We start from the raw sequence: 19,953 nt of genomic DNA, 5'->3' as shown, positions 1-19,953 counted from the left end.
AAAGATCGGTCTTCCGTATGTATTATTAATTTTAGTATTTTTAGCGTCAGTTTTTACTGACATCACCCCCTTTCTTGTCGATTGGTAAACAGGCCTCTTTTTGAGCTAAAATTCGTTTGCCTTTTAAAAATGTTTTTTAAAATATATTCAAGTAGCAGCTTTAGTCCATGATAATTAAATTTTTAGAGGCACATAAGGGAGATAGCATCCTCATTTCCCACCAAGATGATGAAGGTACTTCACGAAATATACTGATTGATGGGGGAATGTCATCAACGTATTTTAACTCAAGTTATAACCAATATGGGCAGTTGCACCTAGAAATTGAAAAAATTAAAAAGCGAAAGGAAAAAATCGACCTACTAATTTTATCCCATATTGATAATGACCATATCGAAGGCTTGTTAAAATGGTTCTCAACGGATGCGAAGGCCTACAACCTTGTGGGCCAGGTCTGGTTTAATTCGGGCAAATCTATTGCCCAGTTTTTCAAAAAAGAAGAGAATAATGATTTACGGCTAAATCTCAAAGTACCTAATACGACGTACACTGGGGTGGCGGAGGCTATTGAATTTGAAGACTATTTGCTAAAACATAAGATTTGGGACAAAAAAATTATAAGACAAGGTGATGAATTTGCCCTCTTTGGAGTCCAATTAAAAATACTGTCTCCCGATAATTCACAATTGAAAAAATTGGTCGGTGAGTATAATAAGAAAACGGGAGATCCTGTTTATACAAGCGGAAAGAAAGAGGACTGGGCAAAAAATCTGAAAGATATCATCCAAAAAGAAACACTGGACAGCTTTCGTTTTAAACAAGATACAAGTGTGAAGAACGGAAGTTCCATTACAGTGCTTCTAACCTATGCCGAAAAGAATTTTTTATTTCTGGCCGATTCCCATCCTGATCGGGTATTAAAGTCTTTACAGGAATTGGGATATTCCAAGGAAAAACCTATCCCGGTCGAACTATTTCAGATATCCCACCATGGCAGTAAAAGTAATATGCATAAAGAACTTTTGGAAGTTGTAAAAACGAATAAGTACGTAATAAGTACGGATAGTTCTTCACATGGTCATCCTCACAAGGCAACATTGGCCAGAATAATTAGCGTCAATCCCCAAGCAGTCATTTATTTCAATTATGAGAACGTAAAGAAGAGTATTTTTACCGAACAGGATTTAAATGATTTTCCCAATTTTGAAACGAAGTTGATTTCAGAATACCCCGTTTCAAAATGACCGCAGAAGACTTAAAGAGATATAGTGTTAGAGTAGGGGAAGGCAGTGGATGTTTCTTTCAGCCTATGACGAATGAATACACCTATATTTTAACAGCGAAGCATTTGTTCAGTGCTTTACAAAATGGAGCCGAAATTGATATTTTCAGACATCTGAAAAACGAAGACGGCTGGTCGGAGGAATTGATACCGTTTACTCTGGAATTGGGTGTTAATTATTTTCCGCACTCCCAGGCAGACGCCGCGATACTGAAAATTGATTATTTAGATGGTTTCAAAGAACTTTTTGTGAAAAATGAAATCAACGAAAATGTTGGGTATCAACTTTGTGGATTTCCTTCTCAGAATAGAGATAGTGCCGAGGGGGAGCGGTATTCTCCTTATAGGGTAGAAAGGATACTTGCCTCTGGAAATTATTGCCATATGGCACAATTGTTCGGTACGGTCAACTATGATAACGTTGCGGGAATGTCCGGAGGCGGGTTCTTGAAAATAGAGACAGATCATTTATCCATTCTCGGGATTCAAAGTAGAATGGCAACCAACGCCGTACAGGCATTGGGACAAATTGGTTTTATTCCCATAAAATACTATAATCAAATTATTGATGCAAACGAAAACGCGGGAGCGCTGGAGAAATTATTGCCGGCATATTTAAAATCGTTTTCCTTTTTTGAGGATGAAATCTTTTCTATTATAACCGGGCCACAAGAGGTAATAGTTTCCAGAAGGGATAAGCTCACGGAGTTGTTAAAGGTAAAGGCAAGCGAGATAAGGGATAGTGATATTACCCCGAACTATATTAAAGAGCATTTGAGCAATAGACTTTTGCTGTTGGAGCAAACTAATTTTGAATTGCAGAAAAGGGGCATATGGCGAATGTGGTTAGAGTTTCTCACGATATTGAATATAGCCAAAAACAAGGCCCATAGTTTAGCTGACATGCCAGTGGTTTTTGAGAAAGTCAGAATGTTTTTTTCGGACATCAATCAGGATTTTTGGACGGCACACCTGATGGATTTGCCCAAGTTGGATTACTCGGGTTTAGGACCAGATGGTATAGTTGTCGTTGCTTCTAACATCCCTTCCGTAGATAGGGAAATGGAAATACTTGATTTAAGCAAGATAACATCAAATATCGCGGAAGCGAGAAAGCAATATGCACAAACCCATTTTGGCCATGATATTGACGTAGCATCAGAATTTCCTCTTGAAAAATATAAGTTTATAAATATCTCGGCCTTTAAAGAAAGGGTTGTTACAGAGTTGGATGAAGATTTTGATAACAGTCTGCCAAACGAATCCTTGGCCACATTAAAACGATTATATGAAAGATTCATCCCCGAGTGGTAACGTAAAGGAAGCTTTTCAAGAACAATTCTTGGATTTATCACTATTATACGAGGAGATAGATTTGGGAAACGGTAAGGCGCACGCTTTTTTTGTTGATATTGAAGGGTACGAGGTCTTGGAAGAAAGCTGGCAACAAATAGTGAACCTTATTGCGATTAATTTCCAAAATAAATTGGAGAAGGAATTTGAACGTTGGAATATCTATTTGTTTTTCAGGCTTTCTGAAGCGGTGGACAAGGGTCTAAAATACAAGATTGAGAACGACACATTTTCCTGTAGAAAGATAATCATTGATAAGAGTGAAAGTCACAAATCCGCGGTAGAGGACCACATATTGAATAAGCTTGTCAATATTGGTGTTTCCACACAGAGTACACAAAATGTCTTTGAACCAAACAAAATAATACAAGAAGTTCTAAAGGGTAAGACATTAAAAAAAATTAACACAACGCCTGATGCCCGCAAAGCATATGACCTATTGGTCGAAAAAATCATAAACAAGAAATGAAGTTTAAATCCGTAGAAATATCCGGTTTCAGGGCCTATGACAAGTCAGAAGATGCCACGTTCAAATTTACAACGCCAGAAGGTGAGGTATTGAATTTTATATCCCTATATGCCCCAAACGGTTTTGGAAAGACTTCTTTTTATGACGCGGTCGAATGGGGCATAACCAACAATGTAAGTAGGCTTTGGCGCAGGGGCAAGGATACCGAAAAATCAATAAACACCCTTCGTGAATTGGACACGGATAAAAAGCAGGTAAATCTATTAAGGAATACAAATACTTCTGGTCCAACTTTCGTACGATACTTCACCGATCGTGACGAGAAACCGGTTGAACGGCTTTTAAAGGTGCACGGTTCAAACAAAGCAGACACAAAAAAGGATGTTGGTGAACAACTGGCATTTCGAGATGTGATTTTGTCACAAGAATGGATTTCCGCCTTCTTAAAAGAGGATGACGGCGAAATACGATACAGCAAGTTTATGAAGAATCATGAACTTCAAGAAACCGATGTTTATTATCAAAAAATAAAAGTATTACAAGAAACCAATAAAAAACATTTAGCTGAACTAAGGGAAAATATCAAGGTCTTAAAATCAAAAATCTCGGAAGAGGACGAAGAGGATATTTTGGAAACAGTTAATAACCTTATACAGAAGATAAATACCGATTATCAAAAGCCCATTTCCGATTTGATAACGCTATCTGCATCAAAGAAGGAAATTAAGGATTTACAAGATGTTTTGGCCAAAGCATTGATAGAAGAAGACAACTCAACAGATTTGGCGTTACTGTTAATGGCAATTGAGAATGCGATTGTTGGTAAAGAAGGTTTGTTTTCTAAAAAACAATATTTTGAGGCTAGAGATAACCTAAGGAAATTAATTGCTGAAATCAAAGCCATAGAAGAAAACCTAAAACAGTTCGAGAGGCTTGAAGCTGCTCAGAATGAACTTGAAAGTGGAAATTCGGAAAGAGAGGCTTTACAAGGAAAGGCCAAGATCTTGGAAAGGTTAATAACCCAGTTTGACAACTATCTTGAAACCCAGAAAGAAATAGATGATAAACATGAAGAACAGAAAGATTTAAGAAAACAAAAATCAAAGCTAGATAAAGAAATCGAGCAAGTTCGGAGAAAGCAGATTGATGAAAAGGCAACTTTGGACAGTTTGGCCAAAAATAAAGTTGGTCTAGAAAAAGAACAGGAGTCCTTACCCAAGTTAAAAGAGAACCTCGAAAAAACAGCTACCGCTATTGACCAGGGAGAAAAAAGAATATTGGACCTTGAAGATATAATGGATAAGCACAGGGCTGATTTAGAAAAAATTGACGAGCAAATTTCTGAACTTGAGCTGGTGAAAAGGGAAGCTAAAGAAGGGCAATATGCACTTACATCCGTTTCGGAAAGTCCGCGTTTGAATAAAGTGGTAGAAGATTTACTGGCAAAATCACAACAAAAATTCACCATTAAAAACGAGCTAAAACAGCTAGCGGAAACTATAACGCAACAAGAAGAGCTTAATACTACTATCCAAGGTTTTATAGCATCAGGTTTGGATATTGTGAATCGCAATGAAACGGATTCTTGCCCACTGTGCGAACACCAATATGATTCGTATAAAACATTGGCAGATAAAATATCCAACAATCGAGCTTTGTCCGAATCCTTAAAAATTCTTCTCGAACAAAAAAATAGGTCGCTCGATGAAATGGCAAAAATCGACACCGAACTGGAAAAGTTGCTAAATGATTTGATGTTATTTTATGACAATGGACTCAAGAACCTTAAAGAAAGAAGGATCCAAATTGATAACAGTAGAACTGAGGACCAAAAATTATTAAAGGCCCAAGAGAGTGATTTGGCCAAGCTTAAAGAGAACCAAGCCGGGCTGATAAACAAAACCAATGGCAAGTCATTTGAGAACCATACAAGTGCTTTAAAAGAATCGCTAAAAGGCATTTTGAAAAATTTGGAGGATACAAGAACCAAATTAGCCAAGACCGATCAAGAATTGACAAACCTAGAAACAAATGAAAAAGAAATTATTGGTAGAATTGAATTGATTGCCACGGAAATTGAAAATTTAAAATCTGGGAAAAGCTTTATCGAAATAGAGAATTGGTTTGAAGACAACAATCCGGGTCAAAAAATCAATAAGGGGTTTCTTGAAAAGCAAACTAAAAAAAATCAATCGGCATTAGACAAGGTTCAGGAATTGCTGGCAGAGCTACGGAAGGAAATCCAAAACCTGGAAGAAAATCTAAAATCCCTTAGCCAAAATAACCAGCAAAGCAAACTAAGCGGTGCCGAAGACCAAAAAAAAGATTTAGAAAAGAAAATTGCAGCTTATGAAAGATTCCTTCAAGAAAGCCTATCCATTGAAGGCCCCGAGTTAAGCGATGAAGCGCTTACGCGGTTGTTGTCACAAAAAGAAAATGAGACTAAAGCACAACTGAAAAAAACCAAGAAAAAACTTGAAGATTACAGAAAGCTGGACAAATACAGCCAAAATATAGTTCCGTTTTTAGAGCGCAAGAATGCCAAGATTGAATTGGAGAAAGAAGAAGGTGAACTGGCTCTAGTGAAAAAATCGGTCACACCTATTATAAATGCCGAGGTTAAAAAAACTAAAGAGTTCCTTGAAAATAAAATTAAGGAGTTCTTTTATGTGGAATTAATCAATGAGATTTATGAAAAAATTGATCCGCACCCTGAATTCAAATCTGTCGAATTCAAGGCTAATTTTGACTTAGGTACTCCTAGCTTGGATGTTTTTGTGAAAGATAACAACAATCAAAGTACATTAATACCAAACTTATATTTTAGTACGGCCCAAATAAATATTTTAAGTTTAAGTATTTTCTTGGCCTCTGCCTTAAATTCTCATGAATACGATTGCATTTTTATAGATGACCCTATTCAATCAATGGACAGTATCAATGTTCTTTCTACCATTGATTTATTGAGAAGTATAGTGATTAACCAAGAGAAACAAATAATACTTTCCACTCACGATCAAAATTTTCACAACCTTCTTAAAAAGAAAATACCGTCTAGGATTTTTAAATCAAAGTTTATGGAGCTGGAAAGTTTTGGCAAAGTTAAGGACGATCGGCAGCTTACCAATTGAATTTAGATATTGAAAACTGATAGGCAGATCGATACAAAAGCGAATAGCCATAGAATCCATTTTATGATGACTAGACTAGTAATCGAGTTTATTCTAAAACATCAGATTAATTGAGTCAGATTTCATGAGACTAATATCTAAACTCTTTCCAAATTGTACCTTTTATTAAGAGTAAAGTTGCCACTTATCGTTATTTACATAAACAATATCAATAATTGTGTATCGAATTGACATGTTAGTAGCAGATAAGTAAAATATCAAAATGTTTTACCTATGTTTTACCTAACAAAAAAACCCAAGATTTTCATCTTGGGTTTTTTATCATCAAAAAGTAGCGAGAGGGGGACTTGAACCCCCGACCTCTGGGTTATGAATCCAACGCTCTAACCACCTGAGCTACCTCGCCATTTACTACAATATTTCAATTTTGTCCCCGGGTTATGAATCCGACGCTCTAACCAGCTGAGCTACCTCGCCATGGTAATTTTTGCGGCTGCAAATATAGAGTTTAATTTTTTCTTCATCAACATTAGTCGGCTAAAAAATATTAGGCTGCTTTTATTTTTTTATCATGTAGAAATATATATATTGGGCAAATAAAGACGATCGAATGAGCGAAAAAATAAAATTTGAAATAGAATACGTCATACAATCTTCTCCACAGCTACTATATCAGTATTTGGTTACACCTTCAGGTCTGTCCGAATGGTTTGCAGATAATGTGAACTCCCGGGGCGAGAAATATATTTTTATTTGGGACGGTGCAGAGGAAGAGGCTAAATTACTCAAGAGGAAATCCGATGAGTTTGTAAGGTTTTCTTGGACAGAGGGGGATGATGATACCTATTTTGAAATGAAGATTATTGTTGATGAAATAACCAAGGACGTTTCTTTGTTCATAACTGATTTTGCGGATGAGGACGAAGTGGACGAGGCTAAAATGTTGTGGGAAAATCAAGTGTCCGATTTAAAACAGGTATTAGGCTCAAAATAAAATTTATCATTTAAAGAGTATCTTTGGGCCTTTAATATAAAGGCCTTTTTTTATGATAAATTTGAATGGTGAATTGTACGGTGACAACCATTATTTTCTTAATCAGAACAATCGTGGTTTTCGTTATGGAGATTCCCTTTTTGAGACCCTTAGGGTGGTAAACGGCCATATATACTTTCTAGAGGAACATTACCTAAGACTTATGGCCTCTATGCGGATTCTTAGGATGGAGATTCCCATGAATTTTACCATGGATTTTTTTGAAGAGGAAATTATTAAGACCATACAAGGGAATGTCAATGGCCCTGCCCATAGAGTGCGTTTCTCGGTATATAGAAACAATGGCGGACTGTATACGCCAAAGACCAACGAGATTTCCTATGTGATTGAAGCTAAAAGTTTACAATCAACTTTCTACGTGTTGGGCGATGCTACCTACGAAGTGGAACTTTTCAAAGATTTCTATGTAAACCCGGATATGCTATCAAATCTTAAGACGAACAATAAAATTTTAAATGTTGTAGCGGGAATTTACTCCCAGGAAAATGATTATCAAAACTGCCTTTTACTTAATCAGGACAAGCAAGTAGTAGAGGCCATCAATGGAAATGTATTTTTGGTTTCCGGTAATATTATCAAGACTCCCCCCTTAAAAGATGGGTGTATAGACGGAATCATCAGGAAGAAATTGATTTCTATGTTAAAGGATGATGAAAACTTCGTAATCAAAGAAGAAAGTATTTCCCCTTTTGGACTTCAAAAGGCCGATGAGATGTTTATCACCAATACGATTAGTGGAATTATTTCTGTGACTAATTACCGAAAAAAGGAGTTCAGTACTGAAATCGCCAAAAAAATGGTTGGGAGACTTAATGCCTTGGCACGTATAGCTATCTAATTAAGACTTGGATTTTCCGGGGCATTGGACCATAATAAATAATCTCCACCAAGTTCCAACATTTTTTCCTTCCAGAAGGCACTAGAAGATTTTTGTATGATTTGACTTTGGTGCTCGTTTTTTGCCACAATCCAAGTATTGGATGAAAGTTCCTTGTCCAATTGTAAGGACGACCATCCTGAATAACCAAGAAAAAATCGGATATCATCCTCGCTAATGATGTGATTGTTTATAAGATCTACAGTCTTATCAAAGTCTCCTCCCCAATAAATACCGTCCGAAATTTCTACACTATTGTCTATTAATTGGGGAACCTTGTGTATGAAGTAAAGATTGTCCTGTTCCACTGGACCTCCATTGTATACTTGAAATGGTTTGGAAATTTCGGATACCAAATCACTTATCTGATATTCCAATGGCTTGTTCAATATGAATCCAACGGAACCCTCCTCATTGTGCTCGGCCAAGAGTACTACAGACCTATTAAAGGAAACATCTCCGGTTAGTGAAGGTTCTGCAATCAATAACTTTCCTTTATTTGGTTTCAAATGGACCATCTTTAGTTATCTGTATCTATCTAAAATAAGACAAATCATTTTAATTACCCAAATTGGGCATAAAAAAAGGCGCTATGAAAGCGCCTTTTAATATTATAATCCTGTAATAATTAGTTTACTGCATCGCTTAAATCAGAACCTGCTTTAAACTTAACAACGTTTTTGGCTGCGATTTGGATGGTTTTACCTGTAGATGGGTTTCTACCTTCTCTTGCATTTCTTTTAGATACGGACCAAGATCCGAAACCAACTAGAGAGACTCTATCGCCCTTTTTAAGAGCACCTTCAACATTTCCTAAGAAAGATTCCAATGACTTCTTAGCCGCTGCTTTAGTGATGCCTGCGTCTGCTGCCATTGCATCGATCAATTCTGTTTTGTTCATAATGTGATTAAATTAATTGTTGTTAAATAATTTTAAACCTAGAACAAATTTATATGGATTTACGACCAACGCAAGTAAAACAGCGGGAAATCCCCTATTTTGTTGATAACTCAGAGGGTTTGTTGATAAAGTAGGGCATTTTTTACGTTGTTGGTAAGGCCAATGGACACGGGGCTTTAGCCAAGATGGGCATTTTTTGATAGATTTAGTCCGTTTAGTAGGTCCTTAATAGGCATTTTTCTTTTCCCTTGAAGCTGTACTTCCAGTATATTTAAGTACCCTCCTGTTACGGCAACCCTCAATTCATTTTTTTCATTTATAAGGGTCCCATTTTTTAATCCATGCCTTCCCGGCTCTTTGGAGACTTTGTAGATTTTGGTAATCGTTTCATCTTTCCCATCATGGAGCATGGTCCAGGCAGCGGGGTAGGGGCTAAGTCCCCTTATGAAGTTGAATATATTATCCATGGGTTGGTCCCAATCGATTCTACAGGTATCCCTATGTATCTTATGTGCCAACTTAAGTTCCTTTGGGTTTTCCTGTTCCTCAGTTTCAAAATTATCATTAGCAATCCTTTGGATGGTGTCCAAAACAACTACAGAACCCAGGACCATAAGTTTGTCATGCAAGGAACCTGCATTTTCTTCAGGATCTATTTCGATTTCTTTTTGGAGGATAATTGCTCCGGTATCTATTTTTTCATCTATAAAAAATGTAGTGACGCCGGTCTTTGTTTCGCCATTAATTATGGCCCAGTTAATAGGCGCAGCTCCCCTATATTGCGGAAGAAGTGAGGCATGAAGATTGAATGTCCCGTATGCAGGCATTTGCCAAACTACCCTAGGAAGCATTCTAAAGGCTACTACAACTTGCAGGTTGGCTTTCAGCAATTTCAGCTCATTGAGAAATTCTTCGCTCTTGAGATTGGTGGGCTGCAAAATATGAAGGCCTTTTTCCATGGCATATTTTTTCACGGAAGATTCATTTAATTTTCTTCCTCTTCCTGCAGGCCTATCCGGAGCGGTTATAACACCCACAACGTTATAGTTGGTATTCAATATGGAATCTAGGATGCCTACAGCAAAATCCGGGGTACCCATGAACACAATTCTTAACTTTTTCATACTACAATTTTATACTCATTCTTTAAATTTAAGGTAATGCTACCTTCTTCTAGAAGCTCCTTTAGGATGAAAACCAAATCATTGGAGGAACAACCTAGGGCACTTTGCATTTTTTTGGAAGAGGCTGTCTGTTTTCTTAAAAGGGAAATGATTTGTTCTTTAAGGTCAGATAACTCTTCCCTATTTGATGTATCGTTCACACAAACATCGCAGATTCCGCAGTCCTTGGAAGACTTCTCCCCAAAGTAGTGCAATAACTGTTTACTTCTACAAATTTTATTGTTATTGATATATCCTAGAATGGCATCAACTTGAAATTTTTTCAGTTCATTTTGCTCGGTAATGTTCCTTGCAAACCTATTAATGGTATGGCCATCCTCCCGAGGTACCAAAAAAGTAAGTTCAAGGTCGCTGTGGGATGCCTTGTAATCTACAATTTCATCCTTCTCTAAAATCTCCAAGTAATCAAGTACTTTTTTTTCCGGATAGTTCAATTTTTGTGCAAGGGTAAAGGTATTGATGTGGGTTTCATTTTCAAAGATGCCACCGTATGTCCTTAGTATCAATTTGACCAAATCATCTAAAAAAGTATTTCTGCTCAAATAAGTCATGATATTTTCCTTGGAAGAAATAAATTGTATGCCGGTCATTCTATGAAAGGATTCCGATAGCGCAATGACTGAATTCCTGTCCAAAATTTTCAACACATTATAACTCAATAGGGAGTTTAACTGATAGACGGAACAGAATTCATTGAAATTGAGCCGATATTTTTCGTTGCTTCCCTCTCCATAGGCAATTTGAAAATAATTGTTCAATTTGTTATAAATGTACTTGACGAAGGAAACATCCGGCAATACGCTTAAAAACTGTTTCTTTCCCAGTTCTATATCGGTTTTGTTAGTTAGCAGTATAGCTTGGGCCTTTTCACCATTTCTACCAGCTCTTCCGGCCTCCTGAAAATAATTTTCAATACAGTCCGGAATTTGATAGTGCACCACCAATTCAACATCTGGCTTGTCGATGCCCATGCCAAAGGCATTTGTGGCCACTATGATCGTAATGTCATTTTTAAGCCATTTTTCCAACTTGTCCTTTTTGTCTTTTTCGGGTATACCACCATGGTAAAATGTGGAGGAGATACCATTCTTGATTAGATAGGAGCTTAGTTCCTTCGTAACCTTTCTGGATCGGGTGTAAACAATTCCACTACTTCTAAGTTGTTTGCAATAATGTAATAGTTGATGGCTCTTATCTTCATTATAATGGACTTGGAAAGCGATGTTGCTCCTGGAAAAGGAGTCTTTTTGCACCAATGGATTTAATAATTGCAAGTGTTCTATAATATCCTGGGTGACTTTTGGGGTTGCAGTTGCCGTCAATGCCAGCATGGGTGCATCCGGCTGTAGTTCCCTTAATATTTGACACTTGAGATATGCAGGACGAAAATCATGGCCCCATTGGGAAATACAATGGGCCTCATCTACGACCAGAAAATTAACGTTCATTTGGCGTATCCGGTCGCGGATAATTTCTTGTTCCAAACGTTCCGGTGAGAGGTAAATAAACTTATAGTTCCCATAAATACAATTGTCCAGTAGGTCGTTGACCTCCACAAATTTCAGCCCTCCAGTCATTCCTATTGCCTTGATGCCAAGGTTCTTTAGTTGGGCAACCTGATTCTGGATTAGGGAAATCAGTGGGGAAACCACAATACAAATTCCCTCCTGAGCCATAGCAGGAACTTGGAAACATATGGATTTGCCTCCTCCTGTAGGTAATAGTGCCAGAACATCTTGTCCCTTTAGTGCTGCATTAATAATAACTTCCTGGGAGCCCTTAAAATTTGGATAACCCCAATATTGTTGTAGGATTCTATGTGGTTCGGTACTCACCTATATGTTGGTCTTATTAAGAATGAAGGCTAGCCTTTCATCAACTGTTCCAAACGGAACCTCTATGGGGGAATAGCCCAATGATGAATACGTTTCTTCCAGATGTACGTGAAGGTCCACAGCTTGCGAATAACTTTCCAATCGTTCGTTATCCTGTTCATAGATTTCCTCCCAAGGAGGTAAAATAAAGACTTGGCAATATTTGTTCTTCTCACATATATCCTTAAAATCTTGCTGTTGGGTTTGCCCAAAATAGTCCATATAGGCCAGAACATCCGGTGTTCCGCGATCATAGAAGACTAACTTTTCTCTAATTTGGGAAGCTTCTTTGAACTGTTCCAATCTACCTAAAATCAGGGCACGGTTAAATGCCAGTGAATCATCCACAAAATCAATGGGGTTGCTCAAAGGTGAATCGGGATGCTGGCTTTTTTTGGCCTCTAGGGTCATGGTCCGTATAATTTCATGGAAACAATGGTAGCCGGCATTTTCCAATGATTTTATGACGGACGTTTTTCCGGTACCCGGGGCACCGGTGATAACAATTCTTTTAAAGTCCAAACAAAATGGTTTTATATAACAAAAATAGCGAAAGCATGGGTATAAAAAAACTAGGCAATTCAATGTATCTTTGCAAAAAACAAAGCCATGGAGGAAACGAATTCTGAGGAGTTTTATGATAAATTAAAGGAACAATTAGAGGCTACCAGTTCATGGCCTTCCAACTATCTATATAAGTTTATAGTATTGTCCGACCAGAATAAGATAAACCGTATTCACAAGATTTTTGACAACATGGGAGCGGTAATAGAGTCCAAAAAGTCAAAAAATGGTAAATATACGAGCGTCTCGATTACGGTCAATTTGGAAAATCCAGACGAAGTCATTGCAAAATATAAGGAAGTAGGGGCTATAGAGGGGGTAATCTCCCTTTAAAATAGTATTTCACCTATAATTTTATTAATTTGCAGACGTTTAAAGAATACTTCTTCAACAATTTTAAGATAAATTTTCCAATTTGGATTTAGTAGACAACCTCGAGTACAATACAGAGCGTCCACAATTGATTATACCTGAATATGGTAGGCATTTTCAAAAAATGGTGGACTACGCAGTAACCATAGAAGACACTGCGGAACGCAATAGGATAGCAAAATCGATAATTAGTGTAATGGGCAATTTACAGCCCCATCTACGTGACGTTCCTGATTTTCAACATAAGTTATGGGATCAACTGTTCATAATGTCCGATTTTAAATTGGACGTTGAATCACCTTTCCCCATTACTTCCAAGGAAATGCTTCAAAAGCGTCCAGAACCTTTGGACTATCCACAAAATTATCCCAAATACAGATTTTATGGCAATAACATCAAACGAATGATTGATGTGGCCGTAAAATGGGAAAAAGGGGATAAACGTGCAGGTTTGGAGTACGCCATAGCAAATCACATGAAGAAATGCTATCTCAATTGGAATAAGGAAGTGGTGGACGATGCCGCAATTTTCAAACATCTTTATGAGCTTAGCAATGGTGAGATCGATTTGGCCGCCAAAGGTGAAAACCTTACGGATAGTGGTCAATTTCTAAAAAACAGGGTTGCAAAAACTCCAAGGTCCTCTTCCGGTAAAAAGAATCGAAGTAATAATCGCGGTAAAAAACGCTACTAAATTTCCTTTTCCTAAATGGGAACATTTAAGATAGAAGGTGGTCATTCACTATCTGGTGAAATAACGCCACAAGGTGCTAAAAATGAAGCTTTGCAAATTTTATGTGCGGTGCTTCTTACATCTGAAAAAGTAACCATCCATAATATTCCTGATATTGTAGATGTGAACAAGCTCATATCCCTCTTGGAGGATTTGGGCGTAAAAATTCAAAAGAAAGGTAAAGGTTCCTATACTTTTAAGTCAGACGACATAAACTTGGATTATTTACAATCCGATCAATTTAAACAGGACGGTAGAGGTCTTAGGGGCTCAATTATGTTGGTAGGTCCGTTATTGGCTCGTTTTGGGAAGGGATATATTCCCAAACCTGGAGGAGATAAGATTGGAAGAAGACGGCTGGACACGCATTTTGAGGGGTTCATAAAATTAGGTGCCAAATTCAGATATAATAGGGAAGAATATTTCTATGGGGTAGAGGCGAAAGAGCTCAAAGGTACCTACATGTTGCTCGATGAAGCTTCGGTTACCGGAACTGCCAATATTCTTATGGCGGCGGTATTGGCAAAAGGCCAAACAACAATTTATAATGCTGCCTGCGAACCCTATTTACAGCAATTATGTAAAATGCTGAACAGAATGGGTGCCAAAATTACAGGTGTGGGTTCCAATTTGTTGGAAATTGAAGGTGTAGATTCTCTGGGTGGTACAGAACATACCATGCTACCCGATATGATTGAAATTGGGAGCTGGATCGGACTAGCCGCCATGACGAAAAGTGAATTGACCATTAAGAATGTAAGCTGGGACGATCTTGGTCAGATTCCAACGACATTTAAAAAATTGGGTATTCAACTAGAGCGTAGGGGAGATGATATTTACATACCCGAACACAAAGACGGATATGAAATTCAAAATTATATCGACGGCTCTATTTTGACCATTGCCGATGCTCCTTGGCCAGGATTAACACCAGATCTTTTAAGTATAATACTTGTTGTTGCAACCCAGGCAAAAGGTGAGCTGATCATTCATCAGAAAATGTTCGAAAGCCGATTGTTTTTTGTGGACAAGCTATTGGATATGGGATCTAAAATTATTCTTTGTGACCCTCATCGGGCGGCAATCATTGGGCATGATTTTAAGTCGACACTGAAAGCTACAACAATGACCTCACCCGATATTAGGGCAGGTGTTTCTCTATTGATTGCTGCACTTTCGGCTAAAGGAACATCTACTATTCACAATATCGAACAAATCGATAGAGGGTACGAAGATATAGATGTTAGGTTAAGGGCCATTGGGGCAAAAATCGATAGGGTTTAACCCTGTTTATTTTTCCACAAGGGTACCATCGGGATATTTTGCAAATCGGCCTTTTTCAGCAGGGTGTACATTATCAGGATATTGCCATGGCCAACCTCCAAATTGAGTCAACCTAAATTGTGAAAATGCTTTTTGCAGTTCTTCCCTGTTCGTCATAACAAAAGGACCCTGTTGAGCAACGGGCTCATTTATGGGAGCACCCTGCAACACTAGAATTTTTGCTTGTTCAGACCCGGCCTTTATGGTAATATCCGCTGTGGAATCTACATCGATTCCAAAATTTGCAAGGATTTTTTCCGAATCTATGGTAATGGAGTCACCTTCGTAAAAATAAATACTTCGATTGATACCTTTTTCAGATTTAGGAAGACGTATTTCTCCGTTGGCTTTAATAGTGATACTCCAAATGGCTACCTTGTTTGCTGGTTCTGATGCCCATGAGTCAGGTGGCGGTGCGAGGGCTAAAGTATCCTTGAAATTTCCTGCGATCACAGTGACAGTAGCACTTTCCATTTCCAATACCGGTATATCCTCATGCCATAGCATCTTAAAGTATGGGTCGGCAAATTTGGATTTTTTGGGTAGATTCAACCAAATTTGAAATAGTTCCAACGTATTTTCTTTTTCTGAATTCAAAAGTGGAAACATTTCGGAATGCTGGACACCACTACCTGCTGTCATCCATTGCGTGTCGCCCAGGCCAAAACGCCCTGCGGCCCCTAAAGAATCTGAATGATCACAAAAACCTTGGTTAACAACGGTTACCGTTTCGAAACCGACATGCGGATGTGCGGGAAAGCCAGGTATGGTCTGTCCATGATACATACGCCAATCTTGATTTGGATCGAAGTCACTTCCTAAAGGCTTACCCTTTAACAAATCAGGGTCTGGACCTAAATCGGCAGTACCTTTTGGAAAATGGTCCAAGTGGTGCACACAGAACAAAAAAGGATCCTGGGTTTGCCATTGAAAACCAAGAGGAAATTTTCTTAATATATAAGTATTCATCTATTTGAATTATTAGTTGCTAAGCAAGTTTAAAATTACGGCAGCCCAGCATTTTTACAAAATGCCTTCCATGATTACAAATTCTAGACCTGCCTTTGTAAAGAATTTGTTTGTTTTGGCCATTCCAAAATTTTCATAAAAATTAGCCTTGTCAACCCTAGCATTGCACCATAATCTTTTAATATTATCTTGATAACAAACCATTTTGACATGATTAATGAGCGCAGAAGCACAACCTTTTCTTTGGTGTTGGGGCGTTGTCGCAAGTTTTCTGAATTGTGCGGAATCGCCCTCTATAAAAAGCGAAATGCAACTCACTATGTTATCATTGACAAAAATGGCATAATGCTTCCCTTTGCTATCATTTTCGAGTTTAACAAAATCCATAGGAAGCTCTGGCCACATAACTTCATGCCTTATTGGCCAAGTAGTTTCTGCCGAAACACTTTTGATGAGCAATTATAGTATGGTTTTATTGTTTAAAAAATTCTTTTGCTTATCCTCAATGCTCTGCAGTGTTGATTTCCACCCAATTGTTTTCCGGGTCTTGTACGTAAATCTGCCTTACTCCATCTGCTCTTAGCGTTACCGCATTTGGTTTGCCCGGCCAGTCCGAATAGGGTACTTTCTTTTCTTCCAGATATGCAATGAATTCATCCAGTTTTTGGGTGGCCAAACATAAATGTACACTCTTGCTGTGCTTCATGGCTACGCTGTCCTTGCCAATCAAATGCAATTGGGAATTTCCGTTGATGATAAACCACCTAAACCCACTAGTAGCGGATGGATGTGGTGTTTCCTTAAGCCTAAGGATTTCTTTGTAAAATTCTCCCGTTTTTTCCAAATCCTTTACAATTAGAGAATAATGGTCATATTTAAAATCAAAGTTGGGACCGCTACTTTCCTGTGCCTTAAGGTTCAAGTGTGCGAAAAGGAAAATTAGGATTATCACTGTTAGCCGTCCTACACTAGTCAAGTGCGTCCATTCGTTTTTGTAACTCATCGGCTTCGGCATATTTTTCATCACTTGCTCTTCTATTGGATTTAGATAATTCAAAAGCCTCCTTCATTAGCTTTTGATATGTTAATTTTTCTTTTTCTGTTTTTTTCTTGAACAATCCGAACAAAAATAGGTTGTTTTAATTTTTACCGATTGGAGGAGGACCATCGATCATTGGCTCATAGACTTCATCACCTTTTCTGGTCTTAAACTCGGACTTAACCTCTTCTACCATTTTTGGATTTTCAAAAAGGTCAAGCATGGTCATGCCCATAGCCTTGGCAGCGTAGACCATTCCCTTGTGCCCTATGGACATTCCTCCGCAGGCAACTACGGCCCAAGAGTGCCATGGAGTATCTTTAGGAGCAACGGTAACGCCCAAATTTATATTAGGAACGTTCCAGCTTACATCGCCAACATCCGTAGATCCTCCACCCGGATTCTCCTCGGTTTCCTTCAATGGATGTATTTTACCGTCCATACCTACTTCCGGTTTTCCAGTTGCCTTTTGAATGGCCCTACCAAAAGCTTCCTCCTCATCCGTGTAACTAATAGGACCTAAAAGTTCAAGATTCGATTGCATGATTTCACCACCCTTTCTATTGACCAAGGTTTCGTAGATACCGGACACCAAGGATATTTTGTAATCGACATTGGCCATAATAGCAGCGCCTTCGGCCATGGCCTTAACACGTTCATAGGTAGGTAACATCTTGGATCTTTTTGGATCCCGAACCCTTACCCATAATTTGGCATAATCTGGAACAACGTTAACTACTTGACCACCATCCTGTATATGATAATGTATTCTGGATGTAGGAAGTATGTGTTCCCTATAATAATTAATTCCTGTGGTATATAGTTCCAAGGCATCGGAAGCACTTCTTCCGTTCCAAGGATCAGCGGATGCATGTGCAGTCTGTCCATAGAATTCCACGATAAAATCGATTAGGGAAAGTCCTGTTTGTACATCGGCCTCGATCCCGGCGGATGGATGCCAACTCACATTCACGTCAACATCGTCCCAAAGACCGGCTTCCACCATCCAAACTTTTGCAAAGTATTTTTCTTCGGCCGGTGTACCCAAAAATTTCACGGTTCCCTTAATTTTACCCTCATCCATTAATTCCTTTATGGCAATAGCGGCACCAAGACTTGCCGTACCGAACATATTATGACCACAACCATGGCCAGCAGCACCTTCTTTTAAAGGTGATTTTTCAGGAGTTGCCTTTTGTGAAATTCCAGGGAGCGCATCAAACTCACCTAATATACTGATAACCGGTTTTCCTGAACCATAGGTTGCTGTAAATGCAGTTGGAATGTCTGCAACACCCCTAGTGACGTTTAAGCCATTCTTTTCGGCATAGTCTGCCAAGATTCTCGAGGATTCCGTTTCATCAAAAGCTGTTTCTGCAAGTGCCCATATAGAGTCACTTATTTTAATGAGTTGTTCTTTATGGTTTTCAATAGAGGCAATGACGGACTTTTTGTTTTTGCTCATTTTTTGACTGTGAAGGCTGATCACAAAAGAAAAACTTAAAGCCAGAAAAAGAAGTTTTTTCATTTTAATTGGGTTATTTGGTTAGGTCTTACATTAGATTAAGATACACGAAAGCATAGTGCTTTCCCATGTTCAGTAAATATAGGCTTTTATACATTTTTATTAAAGTTATATGGAATGTGATTTCCGCAAATTTATGAGTAGAAAAGGAAATGTATTTTTTTCTTTCCAACTGGAAAATATAATTATTGGCATGGTTTTTCGTTATATATCAGTCCATTAGGTCCCAAAACTAAAATTATGAGAAAGTCCAGTCTATTATTCTTGTTATCAACCATTATTTTATTCAATCTTTCGTGTAGTTCAACAAACAGGTTGACCATGGGGGTCACTACACCTCCTAGAATTGCGATTCCTGCAAATGTTACCAAAATAGGTATCATTGACCGTAGTATTCCTTCTGAAGAGAATAACAAATTGGATAAGTTGGATAAAATACTTTCTCTTGAAGGATTGAACTTGGATAAGGAGGGAGCAAAATTTGCACTGAATGGACTTTTGGACGAATTAAGTAGGGACGGTAGATTTGAAATCGTAAAAATAATTGATGATGTTGAGGCCCAAAGAAAGGGTTTGGGCGTGTTTCCAGCAGCTCTTCCCTCAGAATTAGTTCAGGAAATATGTGAAAGCAATGATGTAGATATCTTATTTTCACTTGAATTTTATGATACGGATACTGCACCAAGCTATGAGCTGACAACGGTGAGCATACCCAATAACATTGGTATCAATGTCGCAATTCCCGGGCATAGGTTAACCTTGAATACGGTAATTAAAAATGGTTGGAGGGTGTATGACCCCCATTCAAAAACCGTATTGGATGAATATAGGTACAATGATTATTTAACTTCTGTAGGTGAAGGTATAAATCCCGCTAAGGCATTCGAGGCCATAGCCGGTAGAAAAGAAGGAGTAATGCAAATAAGTAGCAATATAGGCGTTGATTACGGACTTTTGACCAGACCAGCCAATATTAGGGTGGCCAGGGATTATTTTGTTCGGGGAACCAATAACTTTAAAATCGCCATGAGAAGGGCACGAACGGGAAATTGGGACGGAGCCGCCGATTTATGGGCTACAGAACTTGACAACCAAAAAATGAAAGTAGCGGGAAGGGCGCATTACAATATGGCCATTATCAATGAGATAAACGGTGATTTACAGAAGGCGTTGGAGTTTGCTTCAGCTTCATATTCCGATTATGAAACAAGATTGGCTTTGACCTACGTAAACATTTTAAAGCGCAGAATTGCACAACAACAGCAATTGGAAGCCACTTTTGACCAGCTTTCCAGATAATCCA

The 19,953-nt window shown here is 38.2% G+C and carries 20 protein-coding genes and 1 tRNA gene; 10 read left to right on the top strand and 11 right to left on the bottom strand.

Features of this window, described 5'->3' with window-relative positions; genetic code table 11:
* Positions 1-167: 167 nt before the first annotated feature.
* The 4 genes from CJ263_RS20040 to CJ263_RS20025 are packed head-to-tail and all read left to right on the top strand — an operon-like array spanning position 168 to position 6,235.
* Complete coding sequence (locus tag CJ263_RS20040; RefSeq protein ID WP_094998887.1) at positions 168-1,244, top strand: ComEC/Rec2 family competence protein; 1,077 nt, start codon at positions 168-170, stop codon at positions 1,242-1,244.
* The gene (locus CJ263_RS20035; RefSeq protein ID WP_094998886.1) at positions 1,241-2,596 is read left to right on the top strand and encodes an ABC-three component system protein; all 1,356 of its coding nucleotides are present in this window, start codon (positions 1,241-1,243) and stop codon (positions 2,594-2,596) included. The genes CJ263_RS20040 and CJ263_RS20035 overlap by 4 nt, the downstream gene beginning before the upstream one ends.
* Positions 2,571-3,104, top strand: a complete 534-nt coding sequence (locus tag CJ263_RS20030; RefSeq protein WP_094998885.1) for an ABC-three component system middle component 1 — start codon at positions 2,571-2,573, stop codon at positions 3,102-3,104. The genes CJ263_RS20035 and CJ263_RS20030 overlap by 26 nt, the downstream gene beginning before the upstream one ends.
* Complete coding sequence (locus tag CJ263_RS20025; protein WP_094998884.1) at positions 3,101-6,235, top strand: AAA family ATPase; 3,135 nt, start codon at positions 3,101-3,103, stop codon at positions 6,233-6,235. Before CJ263_RS20030 ends, CJ263_RS20025 begins: the two co-directional genes overlap by 4 nt.
* A 332-nt stretch (positions 6,236-6,567) precedes the next feature.
* On the opposite strand, the gene CJ263_RS20020 is transcribed toward CJ263_RS20025, so the two are convergent.
* Positions 6,568-6,641 (bottom strand) — tRNA-Met (locus CJ263_RS20020).
* A 204-nt stretch (positions 6,642-6,845) separates the two neighbouring features.
* Here CJ263_RS20020 and CJ263_RS20015 point away from each other — a divergent pair.
* Both CJ263_RS20015 and CJ263_RS20010 read left to right on the top strand, forming a co-directional pair.
* Positions 6,846-7,229 (top strand): START-like domain-containing protein, encoded by a 384-nt coding sequence (locus CJ263_RS20015; RefSeq protein ID WP_094998883.1) that lies wholly within the window; start codon positions 6,846-6,848, stop codon positions 7,227-7,229.
* A 52-nt stretch (positions 7,230-7,281) separates the two neighbouring features.
* A complete protein-coding gene (locus CJ263_RS20010; protein WP_094998882.1) occupies positions 7,282-8,127 on the top strand; it encodes an aminotransferase class IV in 846 nt (281 codons plus the stop codon).
* Here the strand turns inward: CJ263_RS20010 and CJ263_RS20005 are convergent.
* The 5 genes from CJ263_RS20005 to CJ263_RS19985 all read right to left on the bottom strand — a co-directional run bounded on the left by CJ263_RS20005 (position 8,124) and on the right by CJ263_RS19985 (position 12,647).
* Complete coding sequence (locus CJ263_RS20005) at positions 8,124-8,684, bottom strand: YqgE/AlgH family protein (protein ID WP_094998881.1); 561 nt, start codon at positions 8,682-8,684, stop codon at positions 8,124-8,126. The genes CJ263_RS20010 and CJ263_RS20005 overlap by 4 nt on opposite strands.
* A gap of 110 nt (positions 8,685-8,794) precedes the next feature.
* Positions 8,795-9,067: an HU family DNA-binding protein gene (locus CJ263_RS20000; protein ID WP_094998880.1), complete on the bottom strand. Its 273-nt coding sequence runs from the start codon at positions 9,065-9,067 to the stop codon at positions 8,795-8,797.
* Between the two features lie 176 nt (positions 9,068-9,243).
* On the bottom strand, positions 9,244-10,191 hold the full coding sequence (fmt, locus tag CJ263_RS19995; protein ID WP_094998879.1) for a methionyl-tRNA formyltransferase: 948 nt from the start codon (positions 10,189-10,191) through the stop codon (positions 9,244-9,246).
* Entirely contained in the window at positions 10,188-12,086 is a 1,899-nt protein-coding gene (locus CJ263_RS19990; RefSeq protein ID WP_094998878.1) for a RecQ family ATP-dependent DNA helicase, read from the bottom strand. Before CJ263_RS19990 ends, fmt begins: the two co-directional genes overlap by 4 nt.
* Positions 12,087-12,647 carry an AAA family ATPase gene (locus tag CJ263_RS19985; RefSeq protein ID WP_094998877.1) on the bottom strand — a complete coding sequence of 187 codons (561 nt, stop codon included), beginning with the start codon at positions 12,645-12,647 and terminating at the stop codon, positions 12,087-12,089.
* 87 nt (positions 12,648-12,734) lie between these two features.
* Between CJ263_RS19985 and CJ263_RS19980 the strand changes: the two genes are divergently transcribed.
* From CJ263_RS19980 to murA, 3 genes are all read left to right on the top strand, one after another.
* Positions 12,735-13,022, top strand: coding sequence for a DUF493 family protein (locus CJ263_RS19980; RefSeq protein WP_094998876.1), 288 nt, complete (start codon positions 12,735-12,737; stop codon positions 13,020-13,022).
* Between the two features lie 82 nt (positions 13,023-13,104).
* Positions 13,105-13,755 (top strand): DUF4290 domain-containing protein, encoded by a 651-nt coding sequence (locus CJ263_RS19975; protein WP_094998875.1) that lies wholly within the window; start codon positions 13,105-13,107, stop codon positions 13,753-13,755.
* Positions 13,756-13,770: 15 nt separating this feature from the next.
* Positions 13,771-15,078 carry a UDP-N-acetylglucosamine 1-carboxyvinyltransferase gene (murA, locus tag CJ263_RS19970; RefSeq protein ID WP_094998874.1) on the top strand — a complete coding sequence of 436 codons (1,308 nt, stop codon included), beginning with the start codon at positions 13,771-13,773 and terminating at the stop codon, positions 15,076-15,078.
* Positions 15,079-15,084: 6 nt separating this feature from the next.
* Here murA and CJ263_RS19965 read toward each other — a convergent pair whose 3' ends face one another.
* The 5 genes from CJ263_RS19965 to CJ263_RS19950 are packed head-to-tail and all read right to left on the bottom strand — an operon-like array spanning position 15,085 to position 18,653.
* Entirely contained in the window at positions 15,085-16,086 is a 1,002-nt protein-coding gene (locus tag CJ263_RS19965) for a pirin family protein (RefSeq protein WP_094998873.1), read from the bottom strand.
* Positions 16,087-16,140: 54 nt separating this feature from the next.
* Positions 16,141-16,545, bottom strand: coding sequence for a GNAT family N-acetyltransferase (locus CJ263_RS19960; protein WP_094998872.1), 405 nt, complete (start codon positions 16,543-16,545; stop codon positions 16,141-16,143).
* A gap of 43 nt (positions 16,546-16,588) precedes the next feature.
* The gene (locus CJ263_RS19955) at positions 16,589-17,089 is read right to left on the bottom strand and encodes a VOC family protein (protein WP_094998871.1); all 501 of its coding nucleotides are present in this window, start codon (positions 17,087-17,089) and stop codon (positions 16,589-16,591) included.
* Entirely contained in the window at positions 17,055-17,213 is a 159-nt protein-coding gene (locus tag CJ263_RS21045) for a Lacal_2735 family protein (protein ID WP_158657209.1), read from the bottom strand. Before CJ263_RS21045 ends, CJ263_RS19955 begins: the two co-directional genes overlap by 35 nt.
* Before the next feature lie 12 nt (positions 17,214-17,225).
* Positions 17,226-18,653 (bottom strand): amidohydrolase, encoded by a 1,428-nt coding sequence (locus CJ263_RS19950; RefSeq protein WP_094998870.1) that lies wholly within the window; start codon positions 18,651-18,653, stop codon positions 17,226-17,228.
* Positions 18,654-18,890: 237 nt separating this feature from the next.
* On the opposite strand from CJ263_RS19950, the gene CJ263_RS19945 reads away from it, so the two are divergent.
* Positions 18,891-19,949: a DUF6340 family protein gene (locus CJ263_RS19945; protein ID WP_094998869.1), complete on the top strand. Its 1,059-nt coding sequence runs from the start codon at positions 18,891-18,893 to the stop codon at positions 19,947-19,949.
* The last annotated feature ends 4 nt before the right edge of the window (positions 19,950-19,953 follow it).

This window comes from Maribacter cobaltidurans (assembly GCF_002269385.1).
GTDB lineage: Bacteria > Bacteroidota > Bacteroidia > Flavobacteriales > Flavobacteriaceae > Maribacter > Maribacter cobaltidurans.
The sequence above is the reverse complement of the archived record's forward strand: the minus strand, read 5'-3'. Positions and strand labels throughout refer to the sequence as shown.